A 22,307-nucleotide genomic window follows, 5' to 3' on the forward strand; every position below is an offset into this window, starting at 1 on the left:
CTCCCGCCCCCACGCCCCAGCCGCAAGAGCCGGCTGCCCAGACCGAGGCGCGCCCTGATCTGCAAGCGCCCTTGCCCGCTGCCGGCAGCACCGTCTCCGGCACGGTCGAACCCATGCCCATCGTGGCAGCGGCCGGCGCTGCGGGTGCCGTCGCGGCCACTGCAGCGGCAGCCATTCCCGTCAAGGCCGCGTTGGTGCCAGCCAAAGCACCTGCACCTGCACCTGCACCTGCACCTACGCCTACGCCTACGCCTGCGTCCGTGCAAGCAGCCACGCCAGCGCCCGCCAAGCCCTCCAAGGTGGCGGCTGAAACCAAACCAGCCAAGCCCGCCAAGCCCGCCGAACCCGTCGCAAAGGCCCCGGCACCTGCCAAGGCCGCCTCGGCGGCTCTGGAGCCGGGCAACTACTACATCAACATCGGCGTGTTCTCTGAAGCAGGCAATGCCGGGCGCGTGGTGGAGCGGCTGGAGAAAGCCAAGCTGCCCACGCTCAGCCAGACCCTGCACAGCAACAAGGGCGAGATCGTGCGCGTGCGCTCAGGCCCCTTTGCCAAGCAGCGCAGCGCCGATCAGGCGGCCGCCAAGATACGCGCCATGGGCATGGAGGCCACGGTCTTCCACCACGCCCCCGCGGAAGGCCGCAGCGCGCGGCGCTGAAGCCTTTGCTGCCACCTGTTACTTCCGCATGCCTTCGGCTTCGCCTTGGCCCGGCTCAGCCCGGCTAAGGTATGCGGCATTGTCCGAGGCAGCGCGCCCGCGCCCGCCCTGATACTGCGCAGCAACACCCCATGAATCGAGGAGACAGACCATGCCGATGACCGCCCCCGCCCTCCAACGCCGCCTTGCCGCCCTGGCCCTGCTGGGCGCCACCACCCTGGTGGCAGGCTGCGCCGGCATGAGCAATCCTTTTGGTGGCAGCAGCGGCGGCGCGGCGCAACCGGCCCCGCGCCCCGTGCAGGTCTGCAATGCGGCATCGGCGCAGTCCTTCGTGGGCAAGAGCAATACCTCGGCCACGCTGGAGGCCGCCCGCAAGCAGTCGGGCGCCTACATGGCCCGCGTGCTGCGCGAAGGCCAGCCAACGACGATGGAGTTCAACCAGGAACGCCTGAACCTGGTGGTCGACGGCACAGGCCGCATCGTGGCCGTGCGCTGCGGCTGATCGCCGACCGATTGCGCGGTGGCGCTGGACGAAAAAAGGACGCCGAGGCGTCCTTTTTCAATCGTCGTTGGCCCGCTCACTCCGCCAGGAACAGCTCCTGCAGGTCGCTGAGGAAGTCAAAGCCCCGCTCCGTGGGCACCACCCGCCCCAGGTCGCGCGTGATCAGGCCCTTGGCCTGAGCGGCGTCCAGCCCCTTGGCGATGGACGACAGCGGCAGGCCCGTGCGCTCCATGAAGTCCTGCAGCGCAAAGCCTTCGCGCAGGCGCAGCGCGTTGAGCATGTACTCGAAGGGCAGGTCGGCACGGCGCACCTCGCCGTCCTGCGCCAGCGGCGCGCCGGCCAGGGCCTGGTCCATGTAGCGCGCGGGATCGCGAAAGCGCACCTGGCGCACGATGCGGTGCGCAAAGCTGAGCTTGCTGTGCGCGCCCGCGCCTATACCCAGGTAGTCGCCGAACTGCCAGTAATTGCGGTTGTGCCAGCACTGGTGGCCCTCACGCGCATAGGCCGAGATCTCGTAGCGCTGCATGCCCGCGGCAGCGGTGCGCGCGGTGATGCGGTCCAGCATGTCGTAGGCCAGGTCGTCCTCGGGGATGGCCGGCGGAAACTTGGCGAAATACGTATTGGGCTCGATGGTCAGGTGATAGACCGACAGGTGCGGCGGGGCGAAGGACATGGCCACGTCCAGGTCCCGCGCCAGGTCCAGTTCGGTCTGGCCGGGCAGCGCGTACATCAGGTCGATGTTGAAGGTCTCGAAGCTGTCGGCCGCCTCGCGCACGGCCGCACGCGCCTGGGCGCCGTCGTGCACGCGGCCCACGGCCTGCAGCAGGCGGTCGTCAAAGCTCTGCACGCCAATGGACAGCCGCGTGACACCGGCCGCGCGGAAGGCGCGGAAGCGGTCGGTCTCGAAGGTGCCGGGGTTGGCCTCCATGGTGATCTCGCAGTCGGCCTCCATGCGCAGGCGCGCGCGGATGGCAGCCAGCAGCCGGTCGATGGACTCGGGCGCGAACAGGCTGGGCGTGCCGCCGCCGATGAAGATGCTGTGCACGGTGCGGCCCCAGATCAGCGGCAGCGCGCTCTCCAGGTCGGCGACCAGGGCGTCGATGTAGCGGTCTTCGGGCAGCTCGGGGCCGTCGCGGCCATGCTCGTGCGAGTTGAAGTCGCAGTACGGGCACTTGCGAATGCACCAGGGCAGGTGCACATACAGCGACAGCGGCGGCAGGCTGCCCAGCTGCAGCGTGCCGGGGCGCATGTAGTGCTGGATGTCGCGCTGCACGGCGGCCTGGGCGCCGGAGGCCGAATCCTGGGGCTGGATGGGAATCATCGCACCCAGCGCTCGCGCACGAGTTCGATCATCTGCAGCGTGGCGCGGCCGCGGTGGCTGTGCGCGTGCTTCACGGCCGGGTCCATCTCGGCAAAGGTCTGGCCCAGCTCGGGGATGTACATCACGGGGTCGAAGCCGAAGCCCTGCGTGCCACGGCGCTCGGTGGTGATCTCGCCCTGCACGCGGCCCATGGCGATCAGCGGCTCGGGGTCCCTGGCGCTGCGCACGCCCACCAGGGTGCTGACCATGGCGGCGCGGCGGTCGGCCACGCCCTGCATCTGCTCCAGCAGGGCGCGCACGTTGTTGTCGTCGCTTTTCTCGTAGCCGAACTGCGTGCAGTAGTAGGCCGTATCCACGCCCGGCAGGCCGCCGAAGTGCGAGACGCACATGCCGGCGTCGTCGGCAATGGCGGGCAGGCCCGTGCGCTCGGCCGCGAAGCGGGCCTTGGACAGCGCGTTCTCCACGAAGGTGCAATGCGGCTCGGGCGCCTCGCCCTCGAACAGGTCGCCCTGGCGAATCAGTTCAACGCCCAGCGGGGCGAACATGGCTTGCAGCTCGGCGAGCTTGCCGCGGTTGTTGGAGGCCAACACAATCTTCATCGTAGAAATCCAGTCGGGCGCCCGTGCGCCCTTTGTCGTCAATAGGTTCGGTAGTCCATGCGCGCCACCGGCACCGCTGCTGCGGGCCGGCAGCGGCGTTCAGCGCTTGAACTGGCGCTCGGCCGAGCGGCGTATCGCCTCGTTGATCTCGGCGATGGAGCGCTCGATGGCGGCGTCATCCAGCTCATCTTCCAGGTCTTCGATTGGCCCCCCCTGGATCGTGGATTCAAACGCGTCGTTCTCGATGTCCTGGGTGGAGATGCCCATGGTGGACTCGAAGGCGTCGGGCGTCTCCCACTCCATGGCGATGGCCGTGACGTTGTCGCTGGCATCGCCCGCGTTGCGCAGCGCCGTTTCCACCAGTTGCGGGATGGCCTGGGACACGGTGCGGCCGTGCAGGGTGCGCATCAGGTGCCCTTCGTCCACGCTGCCCCACAGGCCGTCGGAGCACAGCAGCAGCTTGTCGCCCTGCTCCAGCCGGCGCGGCTCGGTCACGTCGTAGATGGGCTTGGACGGCGAGCCCAGGCAGGTGAACAGCACATTGCGGCTGGATGTCTTGAGCTGCGCGGCGATCTCGCCCATCTCCAGATAGGAGTGGTCGCGCGTGCGCACCAGCAGCTCGCCACCGCGCACCAGGTACAGGCGCGAGTCGCCGCAGTGGATCCAGGTGATCTTGCCCTTCTGGATGACGGCCGCCACCAGCGTGGTGCGCGGCGTATCGATCATGCCCTTGGCGCTGGCGTAGCGCAGGATCTGCCGGTGCGCGTGCAGCAGCGCATCGACCAGAAAGCCCTGCGGATCGTCCAGCAGCGGCTTGGCCTGGCGCTGGAAATGCACGGACATCACCTGCAGCGCCAGCTGCGCGGCGACCTCGCCTTCGGGATGGCCGCCCATGCCGTCGGCCAGCACGAAGAGCACGGCCTCCCGCGTGTAGCAGTAGCCCATGCGGTCTTCATTGAGCGCCCGGCCGCCGCGGCGGCTCAGCTGAAATACCGAAAACCTCATGGCTTGCGCTCCTGGCCGACGGCCGGCAGGCCTGCCGCGCCGCTGATCTTCTGCATGTTCTTCTTGGCGTCGGTCACCAGCGTGTCCAGTTGCAGGCGCATACGCTCGGAGACACTGAGCTTGGTGTAGCGGCGCTCACCCTCGCGGCTCAATTCCTTTTGCAGCGCAAACACCGACTGCGGGCGCGAACCCGGGTCCATGGCCATGCACCACTCGACGACTTCGATGAGGTTGTCCGAGTACACGCCGCGCAGCTTGGTCAGCGCCAGCGTGAGCCTGTCCTTGTCCTGGCGCTGCGGCGCCTCGTTGGGCGGAAAGCCCTGCATGCAGGCATAGATGCAGGCACCAATCGCGTAGATGTCGGTCCAGGGGCCGAGCGACGCATCGCGACGGTACATCTCGGGCGCGGCAAAGCCCGGCGTGTACATGGGGCGGATGAAGTTGCCTTCCTTGGACAGCACCTCGCGCGCCGCGCCGAAGTCGATCATCACGGCACGGTCGTCATTGGTGATGAAGATGTTGGCCGGCTTGATGTCCAGGTGCAGCATCTTGTGCTGGTGCACGATGCGCAGGCCGCGCAGCACCTCGTCGAACAGCGAACGGATGGTCGATTCGCGGAACACTTTCTCGGCCTTGAGCTCGCGCGCGGTGACAACGAAGTCCTGCAGGGTGGCACCCTCCAGGTAGTTCATCACCATGTAGACGGTTTCGTTCTCGCGAAAGAAGTTGAGCACGCTGACCACGGAAGCGTGCGAGATCTGTGCAAGGGAACGCCCTTCCTCGAAGAAGCTCTTGAGGCCCAGGCGGTACAGTGAAAGCTTTTCGGGAGCCACGGCGGGCTGCAACTCTCCGGGGGCACGGGTGGCCAGCGATGCGGGCAGGTATTCCTTGATCGCAACCTGCTTGCCCTCTGCATCCAAGGCCAGGTAAACGACGCCGAAACCGCCGGAAGCAAGCCTGCGCACCACCCGATAGCCGCCGATCGTGCTGCCTGGCGGCAATGGCGCCGGCTTGATCTTGGAAGACATTTTTCTCCGGTGAGTCTCAGGGATGAGGCGAAACCCGGATAATCGGGCAATTGCAAGCATCCATCAAAAGTCCAATGCCAGTTTACAGCATGACCGGATACGCCAGTGCCCAGCACGGCGCGTCCGCAGAAGATGGTGGAGCGTCGGGCCGCAACAGCCGGCTCGGTCTGGAGATCCGCTCGGTCAACAGCCGCTTCCTGGATCTTTCGTTCCGCCTGCCCGACGAGTTGCGCGCCCATGAGCCGGCCCTGCGGGCCCTTCTGACCGCCCGCCTCAAGCGCGGCAAGGTCGAAGTGCGCGCCGCCATCGACAACGACGACGGCAACTCCCTGCCCGACCCCTCCACCGCCATGCTGCAGCGCCTGGCCATGCTCCAGGACACCGTCCAGTCATGGCTGCCCGACGCTCGCAGCCTGTCCGTCTCCGACGCACTGCGCCTGGCCAGCGGCGGCGCCAACTCGGCCATCGACTGGAGCAGCATGCTGCCCACGCTGGCAGAGCAGGCCCTGACCGAGCTGCTGGAAGCCCGCGCCCGCGAAGGCAAGCGCCTGGCCACCATGCTGCTGGACCGCATCGCCCAGCTGCGCAAGCTCGCGGCAGACGCCACGCCCCTGGTGCCCCAGCTTGTGGAGCAGCAGCGCCTGCGCTTCATGGAGCGCTGGAAGGAAGCGATGGCCCTGGCCGAAGGCGCCGTGGCGCCCGAAGCCGCCCAGGACCGCGCCCTGACCGAGGCCACGGCCTTTGCCATCCGCATCGACGTGGCGGAAGAAGTCACCCGCCTGGACTCGCACCTGGACGAGATCCAGAGCCTGCTCAAGAAGGGCGGCGAGATCGGCAAGCGCCTGGATTTCCTGATCCAGGAACTGCACCGCGAAGCCAACACGCTGGGCTCCAAGTCCGCCACGCTGGAGCTGACCCGCATCAGCGTGGACATGAAGGTGCTGATCGAGCAGATGCGCGAGCAGGTGCAGAACATCGAATAAGCCCATCACAGATGCCCATGCGTAACCAAACTGCGCACAAATCCATGGATTACCCCGGAAACCTCTTTGTCGTCTCGGCCCCCAGCGGGGCCGGCAAGTCCAGCCTGGTGCGAGCCCTGCGCGAGTTCGATGCGCGCGTCTCGCCCTCCGTCTCCCACACCACCCGCGCGCCGCGTGGCCAGGAAAAGCACGGCCGCGAGTACTACTTCGTCTCCGACCAGGAATTCGACACCATGGTGTCGAACAACGCCTTCGTCGAATGGGCGAATGTGCACAGCCGCCGCTACGGCACGGCCAAGAAGGCGCTGGAAGAGCGCATCCAGGTCGGCACCGACGTGCTGCTGGAGATCGACTACCAGGGCGCGCTGCAGGTCAAGGAGGCGTTTCCGAACGCCGTTCTGATCTTCATCCTGCCGCCCAGCTGGGACGAGCTTCGCGCACGCCTGGAAAACCGGGGCGAGGATGCGCCCGAGGTGATCGAGCTGCGCCTGACGAACGCGGCCGAGGAGATGGCGCAGGTAGCGAAATTCGACTTCGTTATAATCAACGAATTGTTCGAGAGCGCACTGTTTGATCTCAAGACGATCATCCACGCCCAGCGCCTCAAGTATGCGGCTCAGCGCAGCCGCCGAGCAGAGACCTTCGAGTCTCTCAATATTTCTGTACCCAACTGACGTTTCCCGGAGATCCTGATGGCACGCATCACTGTTGAAGACTGCCTGGAGCAGATCCCTAACCGCTTCCAGCTCGTGTTGGCCGCCACCTACCGCGCCCGCATGCTGAGCCAGGGCCACACGCCCAGGATCGAAACCAAGAACAAGCCCGGTGTCACCGCCCTGCGCGAGATCGCCGAAGGCAAGGTCGGCCTGGAGATGCTGAAGAAGGTTCCGGGCTGATTTGCTGCAAAGCAACACAATGGCCCCACAAAAAGCACCGCACAGCGGTGCTTTTTTTACATGAAGCCTGCACAAACCCGCATGCACGCTACATTTAAGTCATGAAAGCGGCCTTGACTTCGTTCACAGCCCCCTCTGATCCCGTACCGACACCCCGGCCCGAGCGCATGTCTGCAGAGCAGGCAGCGAGCGTGTCGGCCAATGCCTTTGCCGGACTGATGGAGCACCTGGGTTACCTGGATGCCACCAGCATCGAGCAGGTGCGCGAAGCCTATGCCTTTGCCGACCTGGCCCACAGCGACCAGTGGCGCAGCAGCGGTGAACCCTACATCACCCATCCCATTGCCGTCACCGCGCTGTGCGCGAGCTGGAAGCTCGACGCCCCGGCCCTGATGGCCGCGCTGCTGCACGATGCGATGGAAGACTGCGGCGTCACCAAGGCGGACCTCGCCCAGCGCTTCGGCCAGGACGTGGCCGAGCTGGTCGACGGCCTCACCAAGCTGGACAAGCTGCAGTTCAACACGCGTGAGGAAAACCAGGCAGAGTCCTTCCGCAAGATGCTGCTGGCCATGGCGCGCGATGTGCGCGTCATCCTGATCAAGCTGGCCGACCGCACCCACAACATGCGCACCATGGGCGACATGCCGCGCAACAAGTGGGGCCGCATCTCGTCGGAGACGCTGGAGATCTACGCACCCATCGCCCACCGCCTGGGCCTGAACCAGACCTACCGCGAGCTGCAGGACCTGGCCTTCCGTCACCTGCACCCCTGGCGCTATGCCACGCTGGAAAAGGCCATCGCCCGCTCGCGCAAGCGCCGCCGCGACCTGGTCCAGCGCGTGCAGGACGAGGTCAATGCGGAGTTCGCCGGCGCAGGCCTGCAGGCACGCCTGGCCGGGCGCGAAAGCACGCTGTATTCGCTCTATCTGCGCATGGAGAAGAACCAGCTGAGCTTTGCCAAGGTGACGGACGTCTACGGGTTTCGCGTCATCCTGCCGCGCGTGATCGACTGCTACACCGCGCTGGGCGTGCTGCACCAGATGTACAAGCCCATGCCGGGCCGCTTCAAGGACTACATCGCCATTGCCAAGAACAATGGCTACCAGTCGCTGCACACCACGCTGGTGGGCCCCTCGGGCGTGAACATCGAGTTCCAGATCCGCACCGAGGAAATGCACATCGTCGCCGAAGCCGGCGTCGCCGCGCACTGGCTGTACAAGGCCCAGCCCGGCCACGATTCCGAGCAGCTGGGCACGCAGTGGCTGCAGTCGCTGCTGGACATACAGAACGAGACGCGCGATGCGGCCGAGTTCTGGGACCACGTCAAGGTGGACCTGTTCCCCGACGCCGTCTACGTGTTCACGCCCAAGAGCGAGATCATGGCCATGCCGCGCGGCGCCACCGTGGTGGACTTCGCCTACGCCATCCACAGCAAGGTCGGCAACCACATGACGGCCGCCCGCATCAACAACGAGGAAGTGCCGCTGCGCACCGAACTCAAGAGCGGCGACGTGGTGCAGATCGTCACCTCCGAGGACGCCACGCCCAACCCGGCCTGGCTGGGCTTCGTGAAGACGGGCCGCGCGCGCTCCAAGATCCGCCACTACCTGAAGTCGGCCGCGCAAAGCGAATCGGCCCGCCTGGGCGAGAACCTGCTGGCCCAGGCCATGCGTGCCGAAGGCATGGATGCCGTGCCGCCGGCCGACGAGGCCAACCAGGCACTGTGGGACGAGGTGCTGCGCATGGCCGGCAGCCGCAGCCGCGCCGACCTGATGGTGGACATCGGCATGGGCCGGCGCATTGCGTCGCTGGTGGCCTCGCGCCTGACGGCGCTGATGGCGCGCCACGGCCACCGGCCCGACGCCCTGCTGCTCACACGCGAACGCTTCAACTCCAGCAACCGCCCCTTCCAGGGCGCCGTGCTGCTGGACGGCTCCAACCAGGGCTCCATCCACTACGCGCAATGCTGCCGCCCCGTGCCTGGCGACCCCATCGTGGGCTACCTGGGCAGCGGCGAAGGCCTGATCGTCCACCATGCGCAGTGCAAGATCGCGCAGCGCCTGCAGGAAAAGGACAGGGACCGCTTCATCGTGGTCGAGTGGGCCGATGACATGGATGCCGCGCGCCTGTTCGAGGCACGCATCGTGGTCACCGTCAACAACGGCAAGGGCGTGCTCGCGCGCGTGGCGGCCGAGCTGGCCGGCGCCGAGGTGGACATCCTGCGCGTGGACATGGCCGACGAGGCCGCCATGAGCACCACGGACCTGTGCTTCGTGATCTCGGTGCACGACAACCAGCAGGTGGAGTCCGCGCTGCGCAACCTGCGCCGCGTGCACTCGGTGGTGCGCGCATCGCGCGTCATCCCCTGATGAACACTGCCCCGCTCCTGCGGGGCTTTTTCATTGCGCCAGGTCCTGGACCAGCTGCTGCAGCAACGGGCCGCAGTCCTGCTCGATCTTGAGGGCCAGCAAATCCTCGGAGCGCATGCGGCCCTGGTTGATGGCGGCCACCGGCTTGCCCTGGGCCACGGCCTCATGCACGAAGCGCAGGCCTGAATACACCATCAGCGAAGAACCTGCGACCAGCAGCCCACCGGCCTGCTGCAGCATGGCGCGCACGGCCTGCACCCGCTGGCTGGGCACGCCTTCCCCGTAGAACACCACGTCGGGCTTGAGCACGCCGCCGCAGTGCGGGCAGGCCGGCACGTCGAAGCGGCTGAAGTCGCGCCCCTCCAGATCGGCATCGCCGTCGGGCGCGGCCTGGGCGCTCAGGCCGGCCCAGCCGGGGTTGCGCTCCAGCAGCATGGCCTGCAGCACGGCGCGCTCCATGCCGGTGCCGCAGCCCATGCAGCGCACGGCGGCGATGCGGCCGTGCAGGTCGATGACGCCATCGCTGCCCGCGGCCGTGTGCAGGCCGTCCACATTCTGGGTGACCAGGCCTTCGATCCATCCGCGCTGCTGCAACTGCGCCAGTGCCGCGTGGGCCTGGCCGGGCCTGGCCTGCGCCATCACGGGCCAGCCAAGAAGGCTGCGCGCCCAATAGCGCTGGCGCGTGGCATGGCTGCCCATGAAGGCCTGCAGCGTCACCGGCTGGGGGCGCTTCCATTGCCCCTCCAGATCCCGGTAGTCCGGAATGCCGGAGCCCGTGCTGCAGCCCGCGCCCGTCAGCACCAGCCAGCGCCGGCCGGGCGGCAGCAAGGCGCGCAGGGCCAGCGCGGCATCGTGCAGAACCGGGGATGGTGATGGCGGCGGAGCGATGGCGGTCATGGCCGCACAGCATAGCGGCCCCGCACGCCCAATGCAGAAACACCGTGTTGCACTCCGAGCCGGGGCGCAGCGGAGACAATGGCTGGATGCACCACGCACACGCCACCGCCCAAGCCGCCGCACACGCCACTGCCCAAGCTTTTCCCACCGCCCGCCATCCCGCCGCGCTCAACCGTGCCGCCCTGGCCACCGCCCTGGCCGCCGTGCTGCTGGCCGGCTGCGCGTCCCGGCCGGCGCCTGCGCCGGTCACGGTGCCACCCTCCATGCCGGCCCCCACGGCGCCTGCCGCGCCCGTGCAGCCCGAACCCGCCACCGCGCCGGATGCCGCCCAGCAGGCCGAGGCCACCAGCTTCGAAGCGTGGAAGCGTGATTTCGCGCGCAAGGCGCTGGACGCCGGCATCTCGGAGAAAACCGTGCGCAGCGCGCTGGAGCCTGCCCGGCTGCAGCGCCGCGCGGTGCAGCTGGACCGCTCGCAGCCTGAATTCACGCGCACGCCCTGGCAGTACCTGGACAGCGCCGTCTCGGCCCAGCGCATTGCCCAGGGCCGCACCAAGCTGCGCGAAGCGGCCGCACCGCTACAGGCGGCCAGCCAGCGCCATGGCGTGCCGGCCGAGGTGATCGCCGCCATCTGGGGCATGGAAAGCAATTACGGCAGCAACTTCGGCAACTTCCCCACCGTCGATGCGCTGGCCACCCTGGCCTTCGACGGCCGGCGCGCGGCCTGGGCTCAGAAGGAGTTGCTGGCCGCCCTGCGCATCATCGACAACGGCGATATCGATGCGGCCCACATGATCGGCTCCTGGGCGGGTGCCATGGGCCACACGCAGTTCCTGCCCTCCGTGTTCCTGGCCTATGCGGTGGATGCCGATGGCGATGGCCGCCGCGACATCTGGGGCAGCCTGCCCGATGTGACGGCCTCCACGGCGAACTACCTGGCCCATTCGGGCTGGAAGACGGGCGAGCCATGGGGCGTGGAAGTGCGCCTGCCGGCAGGCTTTGACCATGCACGCGCCGAGACCAGCGTGCGCCAGGACAGCGCGCAATGGGCGGCCGAGGGCGTGCAGGCCGTGGACGGCTCCGCCCTGCCCTCCATGGCCGATGCCAGCGTGATCGCGCCGGCCGGCGCGCGCGGCCCGGCCTTCATGGTGGGTGCCAACTTCCGCACCATCCTGCGCTACAACAACTCCGTGAATTACGCGCTGGGCGTGGGCCTGCTGTCGCAGCAACTGGCCGGCGGCCCGGGTGTGCAGGCGGCCTGGCCGCGCGATCTGGCACCGCTGTCGCGCGAGCAGTTGCGCGCCTTGCAGGCTGCGCTCAACGAACGGGGATTTTCGGCCGGCACGGCCGATGGCGTGATGGGCCCGGCCACACGCGCGGGCCTGCGCCAGTTCCAGCAAAGCCAGGGCCTGGTGGCCGACGGCTATCCCACGCTGGAGCTGCTGCAGAAACTGCAGCCCTGAACGCTCACCCGGCGGCGCTGCCCGGCTCCGGGTAGGTGACTTCCAGCACTTCCAGCGTGCGCACACCTGCGGGTGTGGGCAGGGCCACCTCGTCGCCCACACGGGCCTTGAGCAGGGCGCGCGAGACGGGTGCGATCCAGCTGACCTGCTGGCGTGCGCTGTCGGCCTCGTCGATGCCCATGATGGTGATGGTGCGCTCCTCGCCCTCGTCATCGACATAGGTGACGGTGGCGCCGAAGTAGATCTGCTCGCTGCCGGCATGCACGGAGGGATCGACCACCTCGGCGATCTCCAGCCGCTTGGTCAGAAAGCGGATGCGCCGGTCGATCTCGCGCAGGCGCTTCTTGCCGTAGAGATAGTCGCCGTTCTCGGAGCGGTCGCCATTGCTGGCCGCCCAGTGCACGATCTCCACGATGCGCGGGCGCTCGTTGTCGATCAGATCCAGCAGCTCCGTCTTCAGCCGCTCGAAGCCCTGGGGCGTGATGTAGTTCTTGCCGCCCGGCGGCAAGGGCGGCAGGCCGACTTCATCATCGTCGTCGCCGTCGGATTCCTTGGTGAAAGCCTTGCTCATAGGGAGCCGATCTTCACACAGATCACCGCAGCAGGCGAAGACGCCGCACAAACCACGACACCAACTGAGCACAAACGAAAAAGCCTCAGAACTTTGCAGTTCTGAGGCTTGTCGTTTTGGTGCGGCTGGCAGGAATCGAACCCACGACCCCTTGGTTCGTAGCCAAGTACTCTATCCAGCTGAGCTACAGCCGCCAAGACAACGATTGTATATCAATTTCCGGCCTCTCCGCAAAAATTGCAACCATCGCAAACTCCGGGCCCCGTGGCGCACCGGCTGGCCTATATTGGCCGGTCGCGGATGCAGGCCCTGCCCTGCACCTGCGCGGGAGACAAACACAGCGAGCGGCCCGCCGCAGCGGCGGGAACGACAAGACATGACAGACAAGCGCGCGGCCACGCAGCCGCAACCGCCCGAGGGCGCCATGTGGGGGCAGCTGTTTCGCCGCAGCGCCCGCCCCTCCCTGAGCCTGCAGGGCCAGATCCGCGAGATGCTGGTCGATGCCATCCTCTCGGGCATCCTCGCACCCGGCGAATCCATTCCCTCCAGCCGCGAGCTGGCGCGCCACCTGGGCGTGGCACGCATCACCGTGGTGCTGGCCTACCAGCAGCTGGCCGAGGAAGCCTTTTTGCTGAGCCGCCAGCGCAAGGGCCACTTCATCCATCCCGACGTACTCAAGGGGCGCACGCCGGGCGGCGCTGCGGCCAGCAGCACCCCTGGCGAAGGCCGCCGCACCGACTGGTCGCGGCGCCTGTGGCTGCTGCCCAGCCAGCAGCGCAGCATCGTCAAGGAAGAGGACTGGCAGCGCTACCCCTATCCCTTCCTGTACGGCCAGTTCGACAAGGAGCTGTTTCCCACGGCCGCCTGGCGCGAATGCTGCCTCAAGGCCCTGGGCGTGCTGGACATACGCCAGTGGGCGCCCGACCAGATCGCGCGCGACGACGAGATGCTGATCCAGCAGGTGCAGACCAAGATCCTGCCCAGGCGCGGCGTCTGGGCCTCGGCCGACGAGCTGATCATCACCGTGGGTGCGCAGCACGCCCTCTACATGGTGGCCGACCTGCTGATGCGCGAGGGCACGGCCGTGGGCATCGAGGAGCCCGGCTACCCCGACGCGCGCAACATCTTCAGCAGCCGCACTTCACAGGTCATCCCGCTGCCGGTGGACGGCCAGGGCCTGCCGGTCACGCCGCTGCTGCGCCAGCTCGACTACCTCTACGTGACCCCCAGCCACCAATGCCCCACGGGCGTGACCATGCCGCTGGCGCGGCGCGAGGCGCTGCTGGAGATGGCCGAGGCGCACGACATCATCCTCATCGAGGATGACTACGAGAGCGAGAGCAGCTTCGACGGCCAGCCCATTCCGGCGCTCAAGAGCCTGGACCGCAGCAACCGCGTGATCTACGTGGGCAGCCTGTCCAAGAGCCTGGCGCCGGGCCTGCGCGTGGGCTACATCGTGGCTGCGCCCGAGCTGATACGCGAGCTGCGCGCGCTGCGCCGGCTCATGATCCGCCACCCTGCCACCTTCGTGCAGCGCACGCTGGCCATGTTCATCTCCCTGGGCCACTACGAGGCCCAGCAGCGGCGCCTGGCACAGGCGCAGAAGGAGCGGCACGCAGCCCTCACGGCCGCCATGGCCGAGCATGCCCCCGGCTGCCGCATCACGCCCGTGCGCGGCGGCGGCTCGTGCTGGGTGCAGTTGCCCGACCACATGCCTGTCGAAGCCCTGGCGCAGCGCGCCGCAGCGCACGGCGTGCTCATCGAGCCCGGCGATGTGTTCTTCGCCCGCCCGGGCACGCCCGGCAACTTCATGCGCATGGGCTACCAATCCATACCCGCCAACGACATCGGCCAGGGCGTGAAGGCCCTGGCCGATGCGATCCGTGAGGAGCAGCCCGAGAAGTAACGCGAGGAGTGGCCGGGACCGGCCCTGCCGGTCCCGTCGCCCCTGGGTCAGTACTTCTGCGGCTCGGGCTGCGCGGCCTCGGACAGCGAGGACACCACCGGCGCCACGCCACGCTGCAGGAACTGCCGCACGCCATAGGCCAGCAGCAGGATGCACAGGCTGGCCACGCCCAGCGCCAGCGGTGTGCGCTGCTCGGGGATGAAGGCCATGGCGATGACGATGGACAGCATGCCGAAGATGGCGAACCAGGTCAGGTACGGATAGCACCACATGCGCACCTTGAGCAGGTGCGGCGCCTCACGCTCCAGACGGGAGCGCAGGCGCAGCTGCGAGATGGCGATCAGGATGTAGACGAAGATCGCCACCGTGCCGTACGAATTGACCAGGAAGGCAAACACCTTGTCGGGCGACACATAGGACATCACCACGGCGCCGTAGCCGAACACCGTGGCCACCAGGATGGCGCGCGTGGGCACGCCGTTGCGGCTGACCTTGGCCAGCGCCTGGGGCGCATCGCCGCGCCGCGTCAGCGCGAACAGCATGCGCGAGGATGCATACAGCCCCGAGTTCAGCGCCGACAGCACGGCCGTCAGCACGATGGCGTTCATGATCTGCGCGGCAGCCGGCACGCCCATGGTGTTCAGTGCGCTCACATACGGCGTGGCGATGCCAACCGCATTCCAGGGCACCAGGCAGGCCACCAGGAAGATGGAGCCCACATAGAACACCAGCACGCGCGTGATCACCGAGCTGGTGGCCTTGGCCACGGCCTTCTGCGGCTCGGCCGTTTCAGCCGCCGCGATGGTCACGATCTCGGCGCCGAAGTAAAAGCCCGTGGCCGCCACGGCCCCGGTCAGCACCGGCACGATGCCGTTGGGCATGAAGCCGCCATTGCCGGTGAGGTTGCCGAAGTGCATGCCCTGCGACGCAGGCGTCAGGCCCAGCACGTAGACGCCGGCCACGAACAGGAAGACCACGATGGCCGCCACCTTGATGGAGGCGAACCAGAACTCGAACTCGCCAAAGGACTTCACCGAGACCAGGTTTGTCAGCGTCAGCATCACCAGCAGCACCAGGCTGATGCTCCAGTTGGGGACATCGGGCAGCCAGTAGCGCACCAGGTCGGCACCGGCCACGGCCTCCAGCGCCACGACGATGACCCAGAAGTACCAGTACATCCAGCCCGTCAGAAAGCCTGCCAGCCGGCCCACGCCGGGGCGGTCGCGCCAGGCCTCTCGCGCATATTCGTAGAAGGACCCTCCGCCGGGCATGGAGCAGGCCAGCTCGCCCAGCATGCGCATGACCAGCACCACGAGCAGGCCCGTGATGAGGAAGGAAAGAATCGCGGCCGGCCCGGCCGACTTGATGACCACGCCGCTGCCCACGAACAGCCCGGCGCCGATGACGCCGCCCAGGGCGATCATGGTCATGTGCCGCTGTTTGAGCCCGTGTGAAAGCCCCGGCGAAGAGGCTTGCTGATGTCCGATCATGTCTTGTCTCCTGTTGCGTTCAGGCGCCACGGCTGATGCTCTGTTGTGGTGGCTGCGCAGGTGCGCGCCTTGCCGTGGCGTATCCGGTGTTCCCGGTGGCACGGGGCCGCAAGGCCCCGCGCCGTCAGGCGGCCGCCACCGGCGGGCGGTCCTTGCGGAAGGCGTTCTTCACGGCGATCTTTCCGTCCTTGAAGGTGAAGACATCCACCATGCGCGCTTCCACGCGCAGGCCGTCGGCCTTGGTGCCCTTGAAGGTGCTCTCGGACACGCCACGGTCGCCCTGCACGAAATGGTCTCCATCGAGCCAGGCCGCATCGGGGAAGGCCTGCCAGGCCATCTGGAAACCCTCGCGCACCGCCTGGCGGCCGACGAAGCTGCGGCCCATGAGATCGGGCCCGGCCACGGCGTGGAACTCGCATTCATCGGCCATGAAGCCCATCAGGGCCTCGATGTCGTGGCGGTTCCAGGCCTCGGCGAAGCGGGCCAGGAACTGGGCATCCGGAGGGTTGGTGTCTGCGCTCATGCTGTCTCCTTGTCTGTGGTGGGTACCACGGCGCCCGGCCCCGGGCAGGGCCGCCGCGCCGCGTCATCGAAATGTCGATGGGCCATGGTAGGTAGCAGGCACACGGACCCGTTAGAACCAGATGCCATCAATCGTTAGGTCCAGGCGCGCGCACCGGCCGCCACTGGCTCTATCGAAAGCTGGGCTGTGGCGCTAACTGGCTCCATGGCCTGCTGGCTATGCTGATTCCATCGTCGGCGCACCGCCTTGCGTGGCTTGCCGGCATTGGCCCCATTCCACCGAATCCATAGCAAAAAGCGGCAGATCCCAAGCCGCCGCACCAGGAGACATCCGCCATGAAAGCCGAGGACATCCGCCCCAGCCACCTGCGTCCCTACGACCCTCAGTACGACCCGCTGGTGGCCGCCAACCCGGGCCACGGCACGGGCTATGCGCCCACCTACTGGGTTGGCACGGCGGGACGCCCGCCAGACGATGACGGCCCCGTCAGCGGCGACATGGACGTGGACGTGGCCATCGTCGGCTCGGGCTTCACGGGCCTGGCCACGGCCCTGTTCCTGGCGCGCGAGCACGACATCCGCGCCGTGGTGCTGGACGCCAACCAGACCGCCTGGGGCTGCACCAGCCGCAATGGCGGCCAGGGGCAGAACGCCAGCGGGCGCCTGTACCGCTCGCAATGGATCGCACGCTGGGGCAAGGACGTGGCGCTCAAGCTCGACGCCGAGATCCGCGAGGGCTTCCAGACCTTCAAGGACCTGGTGGCCGAATTCCCCGAGTGCGAGCCTCAGCCCGGCGGCCACCTCTACATCGCCCACCGCGAAAAGAAACTCGACTTCCTGCGCAACGAGACCCAGATCATGCGCGAGGTCTTCGGCTATGACGCCCGCATGCTCAGCCCCGAGGAGCTGCGCCGCGACTATGTGAACGATGCCGACAGCCACGGCGCCATGCACGAGCCCGACGGCATCGGCGTGCACCCGCTCAAGCTGGCCTTCGGCTACCTGCGCAAGGCGCGGGAGCTGGGCGTCAAGGTGCACCCGGCCAGCCCGGTGCTGGGCGTCGAGACGCGCAACGGCGTGCACCACCTGCGCACGCCCGGCGGCACCGTGCGGGCGCGTGCCGTGGGCTTTGCCACGGGCGGCTACACCAGCAACGCCCTGCATGGCAGCCTGCGCTCCAAGATCATGCCCATCCTCTCGAACTCGCTGGTCACGCGACCGCTGACCGAGCAGGAACTGGAGGCCACGGGCTTCAAGACCACCCAGGTCATCACCGACACCCGCACGCTGCGCTTTTACTACCGCCGCCTGCCCGACAACCGCGTGCAGATCGGCAGCCGCAGCGCCGTCACGGGTGCCGATGCGCCCAACCCCATCCACATGGCCAAGCTGGTGGACGGCCTGCACCGCAAATTCCCGGCGCTCAAGGGCATCACCATCGACTACTCCTGGTGGGGCTGGGTCGATGTGAGCCACGACATGATGCCGCGCGTCTTCCAGCCCGATCCGGCCCAGAGCATCTTCTACGCCGTGGGCTATGGCGGCAACGGCGTCTCCTTCTCGGCCCACGCGGGCCGTCGCATGGCCGAGCGCATCGCGGGGCGCCAGAGCAAGACCTTCGAGCTGCCCATCTACAACTCGGAGCTGGAGTATCCGAACGTCTTCAACATGGTGCGTTCGCCCGCGTTTGCGCCGTTTCGCCGGCTGGGGCAGCGGTTCCTGTACCACTGGTACTACATGCGCGACGAAAAGCTCTGAACCCCAACCGATTGCTGCTTGGGCCGGCCTCCTGCAGGGGGCCGGCCCTTTTTTTCAGCAGCGCCGGGGGCAGCCACCTGCTACCGGTTCCGCATCCAGTCGGCAGTGTTCATGAAGCTGGCCTTGAGGCGCACGCGCAAATCCTCGGGCACGCCGGTCTCGCCCATGGCCTGGTCCATGCAGGCCACCCACTGGTCGCGCTCCAGGATGCCGATGGAAAACGGCATGTGGCGCATGCGCAGGCGCGGGTGGCCGAAGCGGTCCTGGTAATGGTCCGGGCCGCCCAGCCAGCCGCACAGGAACCAGAACAGCTTCTGGCGCGCATCGGCCAGCGTGCTGCCGTGGGCGGCACGCAGTTCGGCATAGCCGGGCTCCAGGTCCATCAGATCGTAGAAACGGTCCACCAGGGCCTGCACCCTGGGCTCGCCGCCGATCCATTCATAGGGGGTCTGGGGGGCGTTGTTCTGGGATTCCTCTGACATGGCGAAAAGCGGCTGGCGGCTGAGTGAAACCCGCGATTGTCAGGCATGTGCCATGTCCGTGCCCGTACCGGTATCCGTGGGGGCCCCGGCACGCAGGAACCCGTACACCGCCAGCGCCGTGAGCACCGTGATGCCCGCCAGCACATCCAGCAAGATGCCAAAGGCCTGGCCATAGGCCGCCAGCACGGCGGGTGCAGACAGGCCGGGCAGCAGGGCCATGGCCTCGGTGATATTCCCCGTCACCAGCAACTGCGCCGCGCGGCCGGTGGCATGCACCGCCTCCACCGCCTGCACCGCCTGGGGCGCCTGAGCTGCCAGGGCCGACAGACGCCATGCCAGCAATGCAGCCAGCCCCGCGCCCACCAGCGCCAGCGCCATGCCCTCGCCCGCCACGCGCACCGTGCTGAAAATGCCCGTGGCCATGCCGGCGCGCTCGCTGGGCACCACGCTCACGGCCAGGCCATCCATCAAACCCCAGGGCAGCCCGATGCCCAGGCCGATCAGCAGCAACGGGGGCGCCATCTGCGCAAAGGCCGTGCCCGGCGCGCACCCGCCCAGCCACAGCAGGCCCGCCGCGCACACCAGCAACCCCGCCAGGCACAGCAAAGCGGCCGAAACCCAGCGTGTGAGCCAGCCCGCCAGCAACGGCACGAACAGCATGGGCAGGGACAGCACAAACATCAGCTGCCCCGCCTGCAGCGGCGCCATGCCCTCCACGCCGATGAAGCGCACCGGCAGCAGCACCAGCAGCACCACGAAGGCATAGGCCGGCGCACCCGCCAGCAACTGCACGCCCACGAAACGCGGATAGCGAAACAGCGACAGGTCCAGCATGGGCTGCCCCGTGCGCTGCTGCACGCGCCGCTCCACGGCCACAAAGGCCGCCAGCGCCAGCGCGGCACCGGCCAGCGGCAGCAGCGCCGCCCCGCTGGACCAGCCCGCCTCCGGCCCCTGCAGCACGCCCCAGGTCAGCAGCGCCAGGGCTGCGGTGAACAGCAGCGCACCGGCCCGGTCCAGCCGCTGCGCCTGCGGATTGCGCGACTGAGGCATGCAGCGCAGCCCCAGCACCAGCGCGGCCAGCGCCACGGCGGCCACGCAAAGCACCACGCCGCGCCAGCCCGCCACGCCCAGCAACCAGCCCGACAGCAACGGCCCGAAGGCCAGGCCCACGCCGAACGACGTGCCCACGCCACTGAAGGCACGCATGCGCGCCGTCCCGTCGAACACCTGGGCCAGCGCCGCCGTGCCGCCCGCCAGCGCGGCCGCCGCACCCAGGCCCTGCAACGCACGCAGCAGGTTGAACACGACAATGGCCCCCTGCCCGCCCAGGCAGGCCTGGGCCAGCGCACTGGCCAGCACCACGCCCAGCCCCATCAGGAAAACGCGCCGCCGCCCGTGCAGATCGGCCAGCGCGCCGGCCGCCATCAGCGTGGCGCCAAAGCTCAGCATGAAGGCATTCGTCACCCAGTTGAGCGCCAGCGGCCCGCCGCCCAGCGCCTCGCGCAGCGCAGACAGGGCCACGGCCGGCCCGGTAAAGCTCAGCGGCATCGCCAGCGCCGCAAGGCACACCGACAACAGCACCCAGACCGGGGACACATGCGGACGCGCTGTACCGTGGAGCGCATCCGGTGCGCGGGAAGAAGTCAGGCAGGAGGACATGGTTGGCAAGGCTTTCGCAATTTCCCGGCCGCACATGGCCAGGCATGCATGAACGATAAAAGCGCTGCAATGCCGTGAAAATAGGCGCCAGACTCCCCACACTCCCAACCCCAGGTTGGCAATCGACATGGACAGCTTCAGCGGACTCGAATCCTTTGTGCGTGCAGCCGACCTGCTGAGCTTTGCCGAGGCCGGGCGCGCCCTGGGCATCTCGGCCTCGGCCGTAGGCAAGAACGTGGCGCGGCTGGAACAGCAACTGGGCCTGCGCCTGTTCCAGCGCACCACGCGCCAGGTACGCCTCACGCAGGAAGGCGCGCTGTTCCATGAGCGCTGCCGCCGCATCCTGGATGAACTGCACGATGCGCGCGCCACCATGCAGGCCGCCGCCGAGGCGCCGCGCGGGCGGCTGCGCGTGAGCCTGCCCACCATCGGCTACCGCTTCCTGCTGCCCGTGCTACCCGAGTTCCAGGCCCTGTACCCGGAGGTTGACCTGGACCTGGACTTCAACGACCACCTGGTGGACGTGGTCGAGGCCGGCCTGGACGTGGTCATCCGCAGCGGTGAACTGGCCGACTCACGCCTGGTGGCGCGCCGGCTGGGGCCGTTCCGCTTCATCCTGGCCGGCTCGCCCGACTACCTGGCGGCACGAGGCATACCGCAATCCCCCGCCGAACTGGCACAGCACAGCTGCCTGCGCTACCGCTTCCTGAGCAGCGGCAAGCTGGAGGAATGGGTGCTGCCCGGCATGCCGCCCCACCTGCCCGCCGCCCTGGTCTGCAACAACATGGAAGCCATGCTGGGCGCGGCCGTGGCGGGCATGGGGCTGGCCTATATGCCGGACTTCCTGGCGCGGGATGCACTGGGGCGTGGCGAACTGCAGCGGGTGTTGGCGGAGGACCTGACGCACACGGGGCAGTTTTCTGCGCTGTGGGCGTCGAGTCGGCAGTTGTCGCCTAAGGTGAGGGCGTTTGTGGATTTTGTGGGGGGGAGGTTGTTCAAGGAGGGCTGAGTTGTTTCTCTGCCCGCCGGAGTCGCCTTTTCTGCCCCTGCCGGGTGGTTGTTTTTCGAGGCCGGGTCTCGGCCCGGCGGCCGACCTACTTTCCTTTGTTTCGCCAAAGGAAAGTAGGCAAAGCAAAGGCGACCCGAATGTCCGCGACCCTCCGCTTCGCTGCGGGCAACCTGCGTCGTGGCAGTTGCGGGGTTCGCCGTGAAACTCTCTTCGCGCTGCGCGCTACGTTCAAACATCACGGCGAGTCAGATCACGAAGCAGTCCTGTCCTTCGGCAGGACTGCAACCCCGCAACCGCCACGCCGCAGGCGCTGACATACGGGGAGTTGGTGCGGGCCTTCGCTTCGCTCGGCCATTTTTTGGGCGCGCTCGTCGTCCAAAACCTCTATCATTTCGACCGGCCCCCTGTTCAGGGGCTGGTGCTTCAAAACACCTTTATAGAGCGGTGCAGCCTCCCCGTCAGCGAGGCCTTGTCACGTCTGGATCATCGGACCGTGGGTGCCTGCCCACGTCCCTGCGGTTACGGACGGGATGGGGCTACCCGCAAGGGCGTCCGCACGGCTCTGTACGTGTTTTGAACATCCCGTCCACCTTCTTCGCGCTTCAAAACGTGGAGCGGGTGGCTTCTATCTCACAGAGGAGAGCGAAACCATGCACGCCATATGTCCCATCCTGGTTACCGTCACCTGCAGGGCCAGGCCATGAAGCAGGAAACACGATCCACCAGCGCCAGAACCACGCAGCTGAACTTCTCCATCACCGAGGTGAACCGAATGGTCCAGATGGGCTGCAACGAGGTCTCCTCCATCTCCCAGCTCGCCCAGGCATGGCTGCTATCGCCCGAAGGCCTGCGCGACACGGACGTGGTGACCAACGCCTTGCGCACCATTCAGCACAGCGCCGAGCGGCTGGCGACCTACGTGGAAGACGAGATCTATCTCCTGCGCAACACCGCCAAACCCGAGGTCTGAAGCAGCATGCAAAACAGCCGAGCGCAACAATGGCGCATCGGCTGTTTTGCATTTCCGGCTGTTGGCTATTGGCTGTTCCCCAGCCTCCCCCCTTCTGCCCACGCCTGCGTTGGGCGGGATGCGGGGTGGCAGCCCTGCCGAAGGACAGGGCTGCTTCGTCATCTGACTTGCCGCAGTTGTTTGAGCGGCGCGCGAAGCGCAAAGCGAGTTCTGCGGCACACCCC

At 67.7% G+C, this 22,307-nt stretch carries 21 protein-coding genes and 1 tRNA gene; 11 read left to right on the forward strand and 11 right to left on the reverse strand.

Annotated features, from left to right (window positions below; genetic code table 11):
* Together BW39_RS26610 and BW39_RS26615 are read left to right on the forward strand one after the other, a co-directional pair.
* Positions 1-656, forward strand: a 656-nt coding sequence (locus BW39_RS26610; RefSeq protein WP_043825176.1) for an SPOR domain-containing protein, incomplete at its 5' end; no start/stop codon positions are given.
* Between the two features lie 151 nt (positions 657-807).
* Positions 808-1,158: an I78 family peptidase inhibitor gene (locus BW39_RS26615; RefSeq protein WP_012203959.1), complete on the forward strand. Its 351-nt coding sequence runs from the start codon at positions 808-810 to the stop codon at positions 1,156-1,158.
* A gap of 76 nt (positions 1,159-1,234) precedes the next feature.
* Here the strand turns inward: BW39_RS26615 and hemW are convergent, their stop codons facing one another.
* The 4 genes from hemW to BW39_RS26635 form a co-directional block, all read right to left on the reverse strand.
* Positions 1,235-2,479 (reverse strand): radical SAM family heme chaperone HemW, encoded by a 1,245-nt coding sequence (hemW, locus tag BW39_RS26620; RefSeq protein ID WP_012203958.1) that lies wholly within the window; start codon positions 2,477-2,479, stop codon positions 1,235-1,237.
* The gene (gene rdgB / locus BW39_RS26625) at positions 2,476-3,078 is read right to left on the reverse strand and encodes an RdgB/HAM1 family non-canonical purine NTP pyrophosphatase (RefSeq protein WP_013803792.1); all 603 of its coding nucleotides are present in this window, start codon (positions 3,076-3,078) and stop codon (positions 2,476-2,478) included. Before rdgB ends, hemW begins: the two co-directional genes overlap by 4 nt.
* A 99-nt stretch (positions 3,079-3,177) precedes the next feature.
* The gene (locus BW39_RS26630; RefSeq protein ID WP_012203956.1) at positions 3,178-4,083 is read right to left on the reverse strand and encodes a PP2C family protein-serine/threonine phosphatase; all 906 of its coding nucleotides are present in this window, start codon (positions 4,081-4,083) and stop codon (positions 3,178-3,180) included.
* The gene (locus BW39_RS26635; protein ID WP_012203955.1) at positions 4,080-5,111 is read right to left on the reverse strand and encodes a serine/threonine protein kinase; all 1,032 of its coding nucleotides are present in this window, start codon (positions 5,109-5,111) and stop codon (positions 4,080-4,082) included. The genes BW39_RS26630 and BW39_RS26635 overlap by 4 nt, the downstream gene beginning before the upstream one ends.
* A gap of 89 nt (positions 5,112-5,200) precedes the next feature.
* Between BW39_RS26635 and BW39_RS26640 the strand changes: the two genes are divergently transcribed.
* From BW39_RS26640 to BW39_RS26655, 4 genes are all read left to right on the forward strand, one after another.
* Positions 5,201-6,094 (forward strand): YicC/YloC family endoribonuclease, encoded by an 894-nt coding sequence (locus BW39_RS26640; RefSeq protein ID WP_043825178.1) that lies wholly within the window; start codon positions 5,201-5,203, stop codon positions 6,092-6,094.
* A 44-nt stretch (positions 6,095-6,138) separates the two neighbouring features.
* A complete protein-coding gene (gmk, locus tag BW39_RS26645; protein ID WP_013803794.1) occupies positions 6,139-6,768 on the forward strand; it encodes a guanylate kinase in 630 nt (209 codons plus the stop codon).
* 18 nt (positions 6,769-6,786) lie between these two features.
* On the forward strand, positions 6,787-6,990 hold the full coding sequence (gene rpoZ, locus BW39_RS26650; RefSeq protein WP_012203952.1) for a DNA-directed RNA polymerase subunit omega: 204 nt from the start codon (positions 6,787-6,789) through the stop codon (positions 6,988-6,990).
* Positions 6,991-7,091: 101 nt separating this feature from the next.
* Positions 7,092-9,359 carry a RelA/SpoT family protein gene (locus tag BW39_RS26655; protein ID WP_012203951.1) on the forward strand — a complete coding sequence of 756 codons (2,268 nt, stop codon included), beginning with the start codon at positions 7,092-7,094 and terminating at the stop codon, positions 9,357-9,359.
* 30 nt (positions 9,360-9,389) lie between these two features.
* Here BW39_RS26655 and BW39_RS26660 read toward each other — a convergent pair whose 3' ends face one another.
* Positions 9,390-10,256: an NAD-dependent protein deacetylase gene (locus BW39_RS26660; RefSeq protein WP_043825180.1), complete on the reverse strand. Its 867-nt coding sequence runs from the start codon at positions 10,254-10,256 to the stop codon at positions 9,390-9,392.
* Between the two features lie 86 nt (positions 10,257-10,342).
* Between BW39_RS26660 and BW39_RS26665 the strand changes: the two genes are divergently transcribed.
* Positions 10,343-11,716 (forward strand): lytic murein transglycosylase, encoded by a 1,374-nt coding sequence (locus BW39_RS26665; RefSeq protein WP_043825181.1) that lies wholly within the window; start codon positions 10,343-10,345, stop codon positions 11,714-11,716.
* Positions 11,717-11,720: 4 nt separating this feature from the next.
* Here BW39_RS26665 and greB read toward each other — a convergent pair whose 3' ends face one another.
* Positions 11,721-12,287 carry a transcription elongation factor GreB gene (gene greB, locus BW39_RS26670; protein ID WP_012203948.1) on the reverse strand — a complete coding sequence of 189 codons (567 nt, stop codon included), beginning with the start codon at positions 12,285-12,287 and terminating at the stop codon, positions 11,721-11,723.
* A 117-nt stretch (positions 12,288-12,404) separates the two neighbouring features.
* A tRNA-Arg gene (locus tag BW39_RS26675) sits at positions 12,405-12,481 on the reverse strand.
* 182 nt (positions 12,482-12,663) lie between these two features.
* On the opposite strand from BW39_RS26675, the gene pdxR reads away from it, so the two are divergent.
* A complete protein-coding gene (gene pdxR, locus BW39_RS26680) occupies positions 12,664-14,193 on the forward strand; it encodes a MocR-like pyridoxine biosynthesis transcription factor PdxR (RefSeq protein WP_043825183.1) in 1,530 nt (509 codons plus the stop codon).
* Between the two features lie 47 nt (positions 14,194-14,240).
* Here the strand turns inward: pdxR and BW39_RS26685 are convergent, their stop codons facing one another.
* Positions 14,241-15,683, reverse strand: a complete 1,443-nt coding sequence (locus BW39_RS26685; RefSeq protein ID WP_012203946.1) for an amino acid permease — start codon at positions 15,681-15,683, stop codon at positions 14,241-14,243.
* A 124-nt stretch (positions 15,684-15,807) separates the two neighbouring features.
* Positions 15,808-16,206: a nuclear transport factor 2 family protein gene (locus BW39_RS26690; RefSeq protein WP_013803799.1), complete on the reverse strand. Its 399-nt coding sequence runs from the start codon at positions 16,204-16,206 to the stop codon at positions 15,808-15,810.
* 335 nt (positions 16,207-16,541) lie between these two features.
* Between BW39_RS26690 and BW39_RS26695 the strand changes: the two genes are divergently transcribed.
* Entirely contained in the window at positions 16,542-17,963 is a 1,422-nt protein-coding gene (locus BW39_RS26695) for an NAD(P)/FAD-dependent oxidoreductase (protein ID WP_043825186.1), read from the forward strand.
* 80 nt (positions 17,964-18,043) lie between these two features.
* Here BW39_RS26695 and BW39_RS26700 read toward each other — a convergent pair whose 3' ends face one another.
* A complete protein-coding gene (locus tag BW39_RS26700; protein WP_012203943.1) occupies positions 18,044-18,445 on the reverse strand; it encodes a group II truncated hemoglobin in 402 nt (133 codons plus the stop codon).
* Positions 18,446-18,484: 39 nt separating this feature from the next.
* Positions 18,485-19,993: an MFS transporter gene (locus BW39_RS26705; RefSeq protein ID WP_043825188.1), complete on the reverse strand. Its 1,509-nt coding sequence runs from the start codon at positions 19,991-19,993 to the stop codon at positions 18,485-18,487.
* Positions 19,994-20,231: 238 nt separating this feature from the next.
* On the opposite strand from BW39_RS26705, the gene BW39_RS26710 reads away from it, so the two are divergent.
* On the forward strand, positions 20,232-21,113 hold the full coding sequence (locus BW39_RS26710; RefSeq protein WP_043825190.1) for a LysR substrate-binding domain-containing protein: 882 nt from the start codon (positions 20,232-20,234) through the stop codon (positions 21,111-21,113).
* Between the two features lie 661 nt (positions 21,114-21,774).
* The gene (locus BW39_RS26715; protein WP_152547326.1) at positions 21,775-22,083 is read left to right on the forward strand and encodes a hypothetical protein; all 309 of its coding nucleotides are present in this window, start codon (positions 21,775-21,777) and stop codon (positions 22,081-22,083) included.
* Positions 22,084-22,307: the final 224 nt, after the last annotated feature.

The organism is Delftia sp. RIT313 (assembly GCF_000632165.1).
GTDB classification, from domain to species: Bacteria; Pseudomonadota; Gammaproteobacteria; order Burkholderiales; family Burkholderiaceae_C; genus Comamonas; species Comamonas acidovorans.

Bases quoted from the DNA above. Each gene is read 5' to 3' on its own strand.
- BW39_RS26640 (WP_043825178.1), top strand. From the start codon at position 5,201: ATGACCGGATACGCCAGTGCCCAGCACGGCGCGTCCGCAGAAGATGGT.
- BW39_RS26715 (WP_152547326.1), top strand. From the start codon at position 21,775: ATGTCCCATCCTGGTTACCGTCACCTGCAGGGCCAGGCCATGAAGCAG.
- hemW (WP_012203958.1), bottom strand. From the start codon at position 2,479: ATGATTCCCATCCAGCCCCAGGATTCGGCCTCCGGCGCCCAGGCCGCC.
- gmk (WP_013803794.1), top strand. From the start codon at position 6,139: ATGGATTACCCCGGAAACCTCTTTGTCGTCTCGGCCCCCAGCGGGGCC.
- BW39_RS26630 (WP_012203956.1), bottom strand. From the start codon at position 4,083: ATGAGGTTTTCGGTATTTCAGCTGAGCCGCCGCGGCGGCCGGGCGCTC.
- BW39_RS26710 (WP_043825190.1), top strand. From the start codon at position 20,232: ATGGACAGCTTCAGCGGACTCGAATCCTTTGTGCGTGCAGCCGACCTG.
- BW39_RS26700 (WP_012203943.1), bottom strand. From the start codon at position 18,445: ATGTCAGAGGAATCCCAGAACAACGCCCCCCAGACCCCCTATGAATGG.
- pdxR (WP_043825183.1), top strand. From the start codon at position 12,664: ATGACAGACAAGCGCGCGGCCACGCAGCCGCAACCGCCCGAGGGCGCC.
- BW39_RS26685 (WP_012203946.1), bottom strand. From the start codon at position 15,683: ATGATCGGACATCAGCAAGCCTCTTCGCCGGGGCTTTCACACGGGCTC.
- greB (WP_012203948.1), bottom strand. From the start codon at position 12,287: ATGAGCAAGGCTTTCACCAAGGAATCCGACGGCGACGACGATGATGAA.
- BW39_RS26705 (WP_043825188.1), bottom strand. From the start codon at position 19,993: ATGCCGCTGAGCTTTACCGGGCCGGCCGTGGCCCTGTCTGCGCTGCGC.
- BW39_RS26615 (WP_012203959.1), top strand. From the start codon at position 808: ATGCCGATGACCGCCCCCGCCCTCCAACGCCGCCTTGCCGCCCTGGCC.
- BW39_RS26635 (WP_012203955.1), bottom strand. From the start codon at position 5,111: ATGTCTTCCAAGATCAAGCCGGCGCCATTGCCGCCAGGCAGCACGATC.
- BW39_RS26655 (WP_012203951.1), top strand. From the start codon at position 7,092: ATGAAAGCGGCCTTGACTTCGTTCACAGCCCCCTCTGATCCCGTACCG.
- BW39_RS26695 (WP_043825186.1), top strand. From the start codon at position 16,542: ATGAAAGCCGAGGACATCCGCCCCAGCCACCTGCGTCCCTACGACCCT.
- BW39_RS26665 (WP_043825181.1), top strand. From the start codon at position 10,343: ATGCACCACGCACACGCCACCGCCCAAGCCGCCGCACACGCCACTGCC.
- rpoZ (WP_012203952.1), top strand. From the start codon at position 6,787: ATGGCACGCATCACTGTTGAAGACTGCCTGGAGCAGATCCCTAACCGC.
- BW39_RS26690 (WP_013803799.1), bottom strand. From the start codon at position 16,206: ATGAGCGCAGACACCAACCCTCCGGATGCCCAGTTCCTGGCCCGCTTC.
- rdgB (WP_013803792.1), bottom strand. From the start codon at position 3,078: ATGAAGATTGTGTTGGCCTCCAACAACCGCGGCAAGCTCGCCGAGCTG.
- BW39_RS26660 (WP_043825180.1), bottom strand. From the start codon at position 10,256: ATGACCGCCATCGCTCCGCCGCCATCACCATCCCCGGTTCTGCACGAT.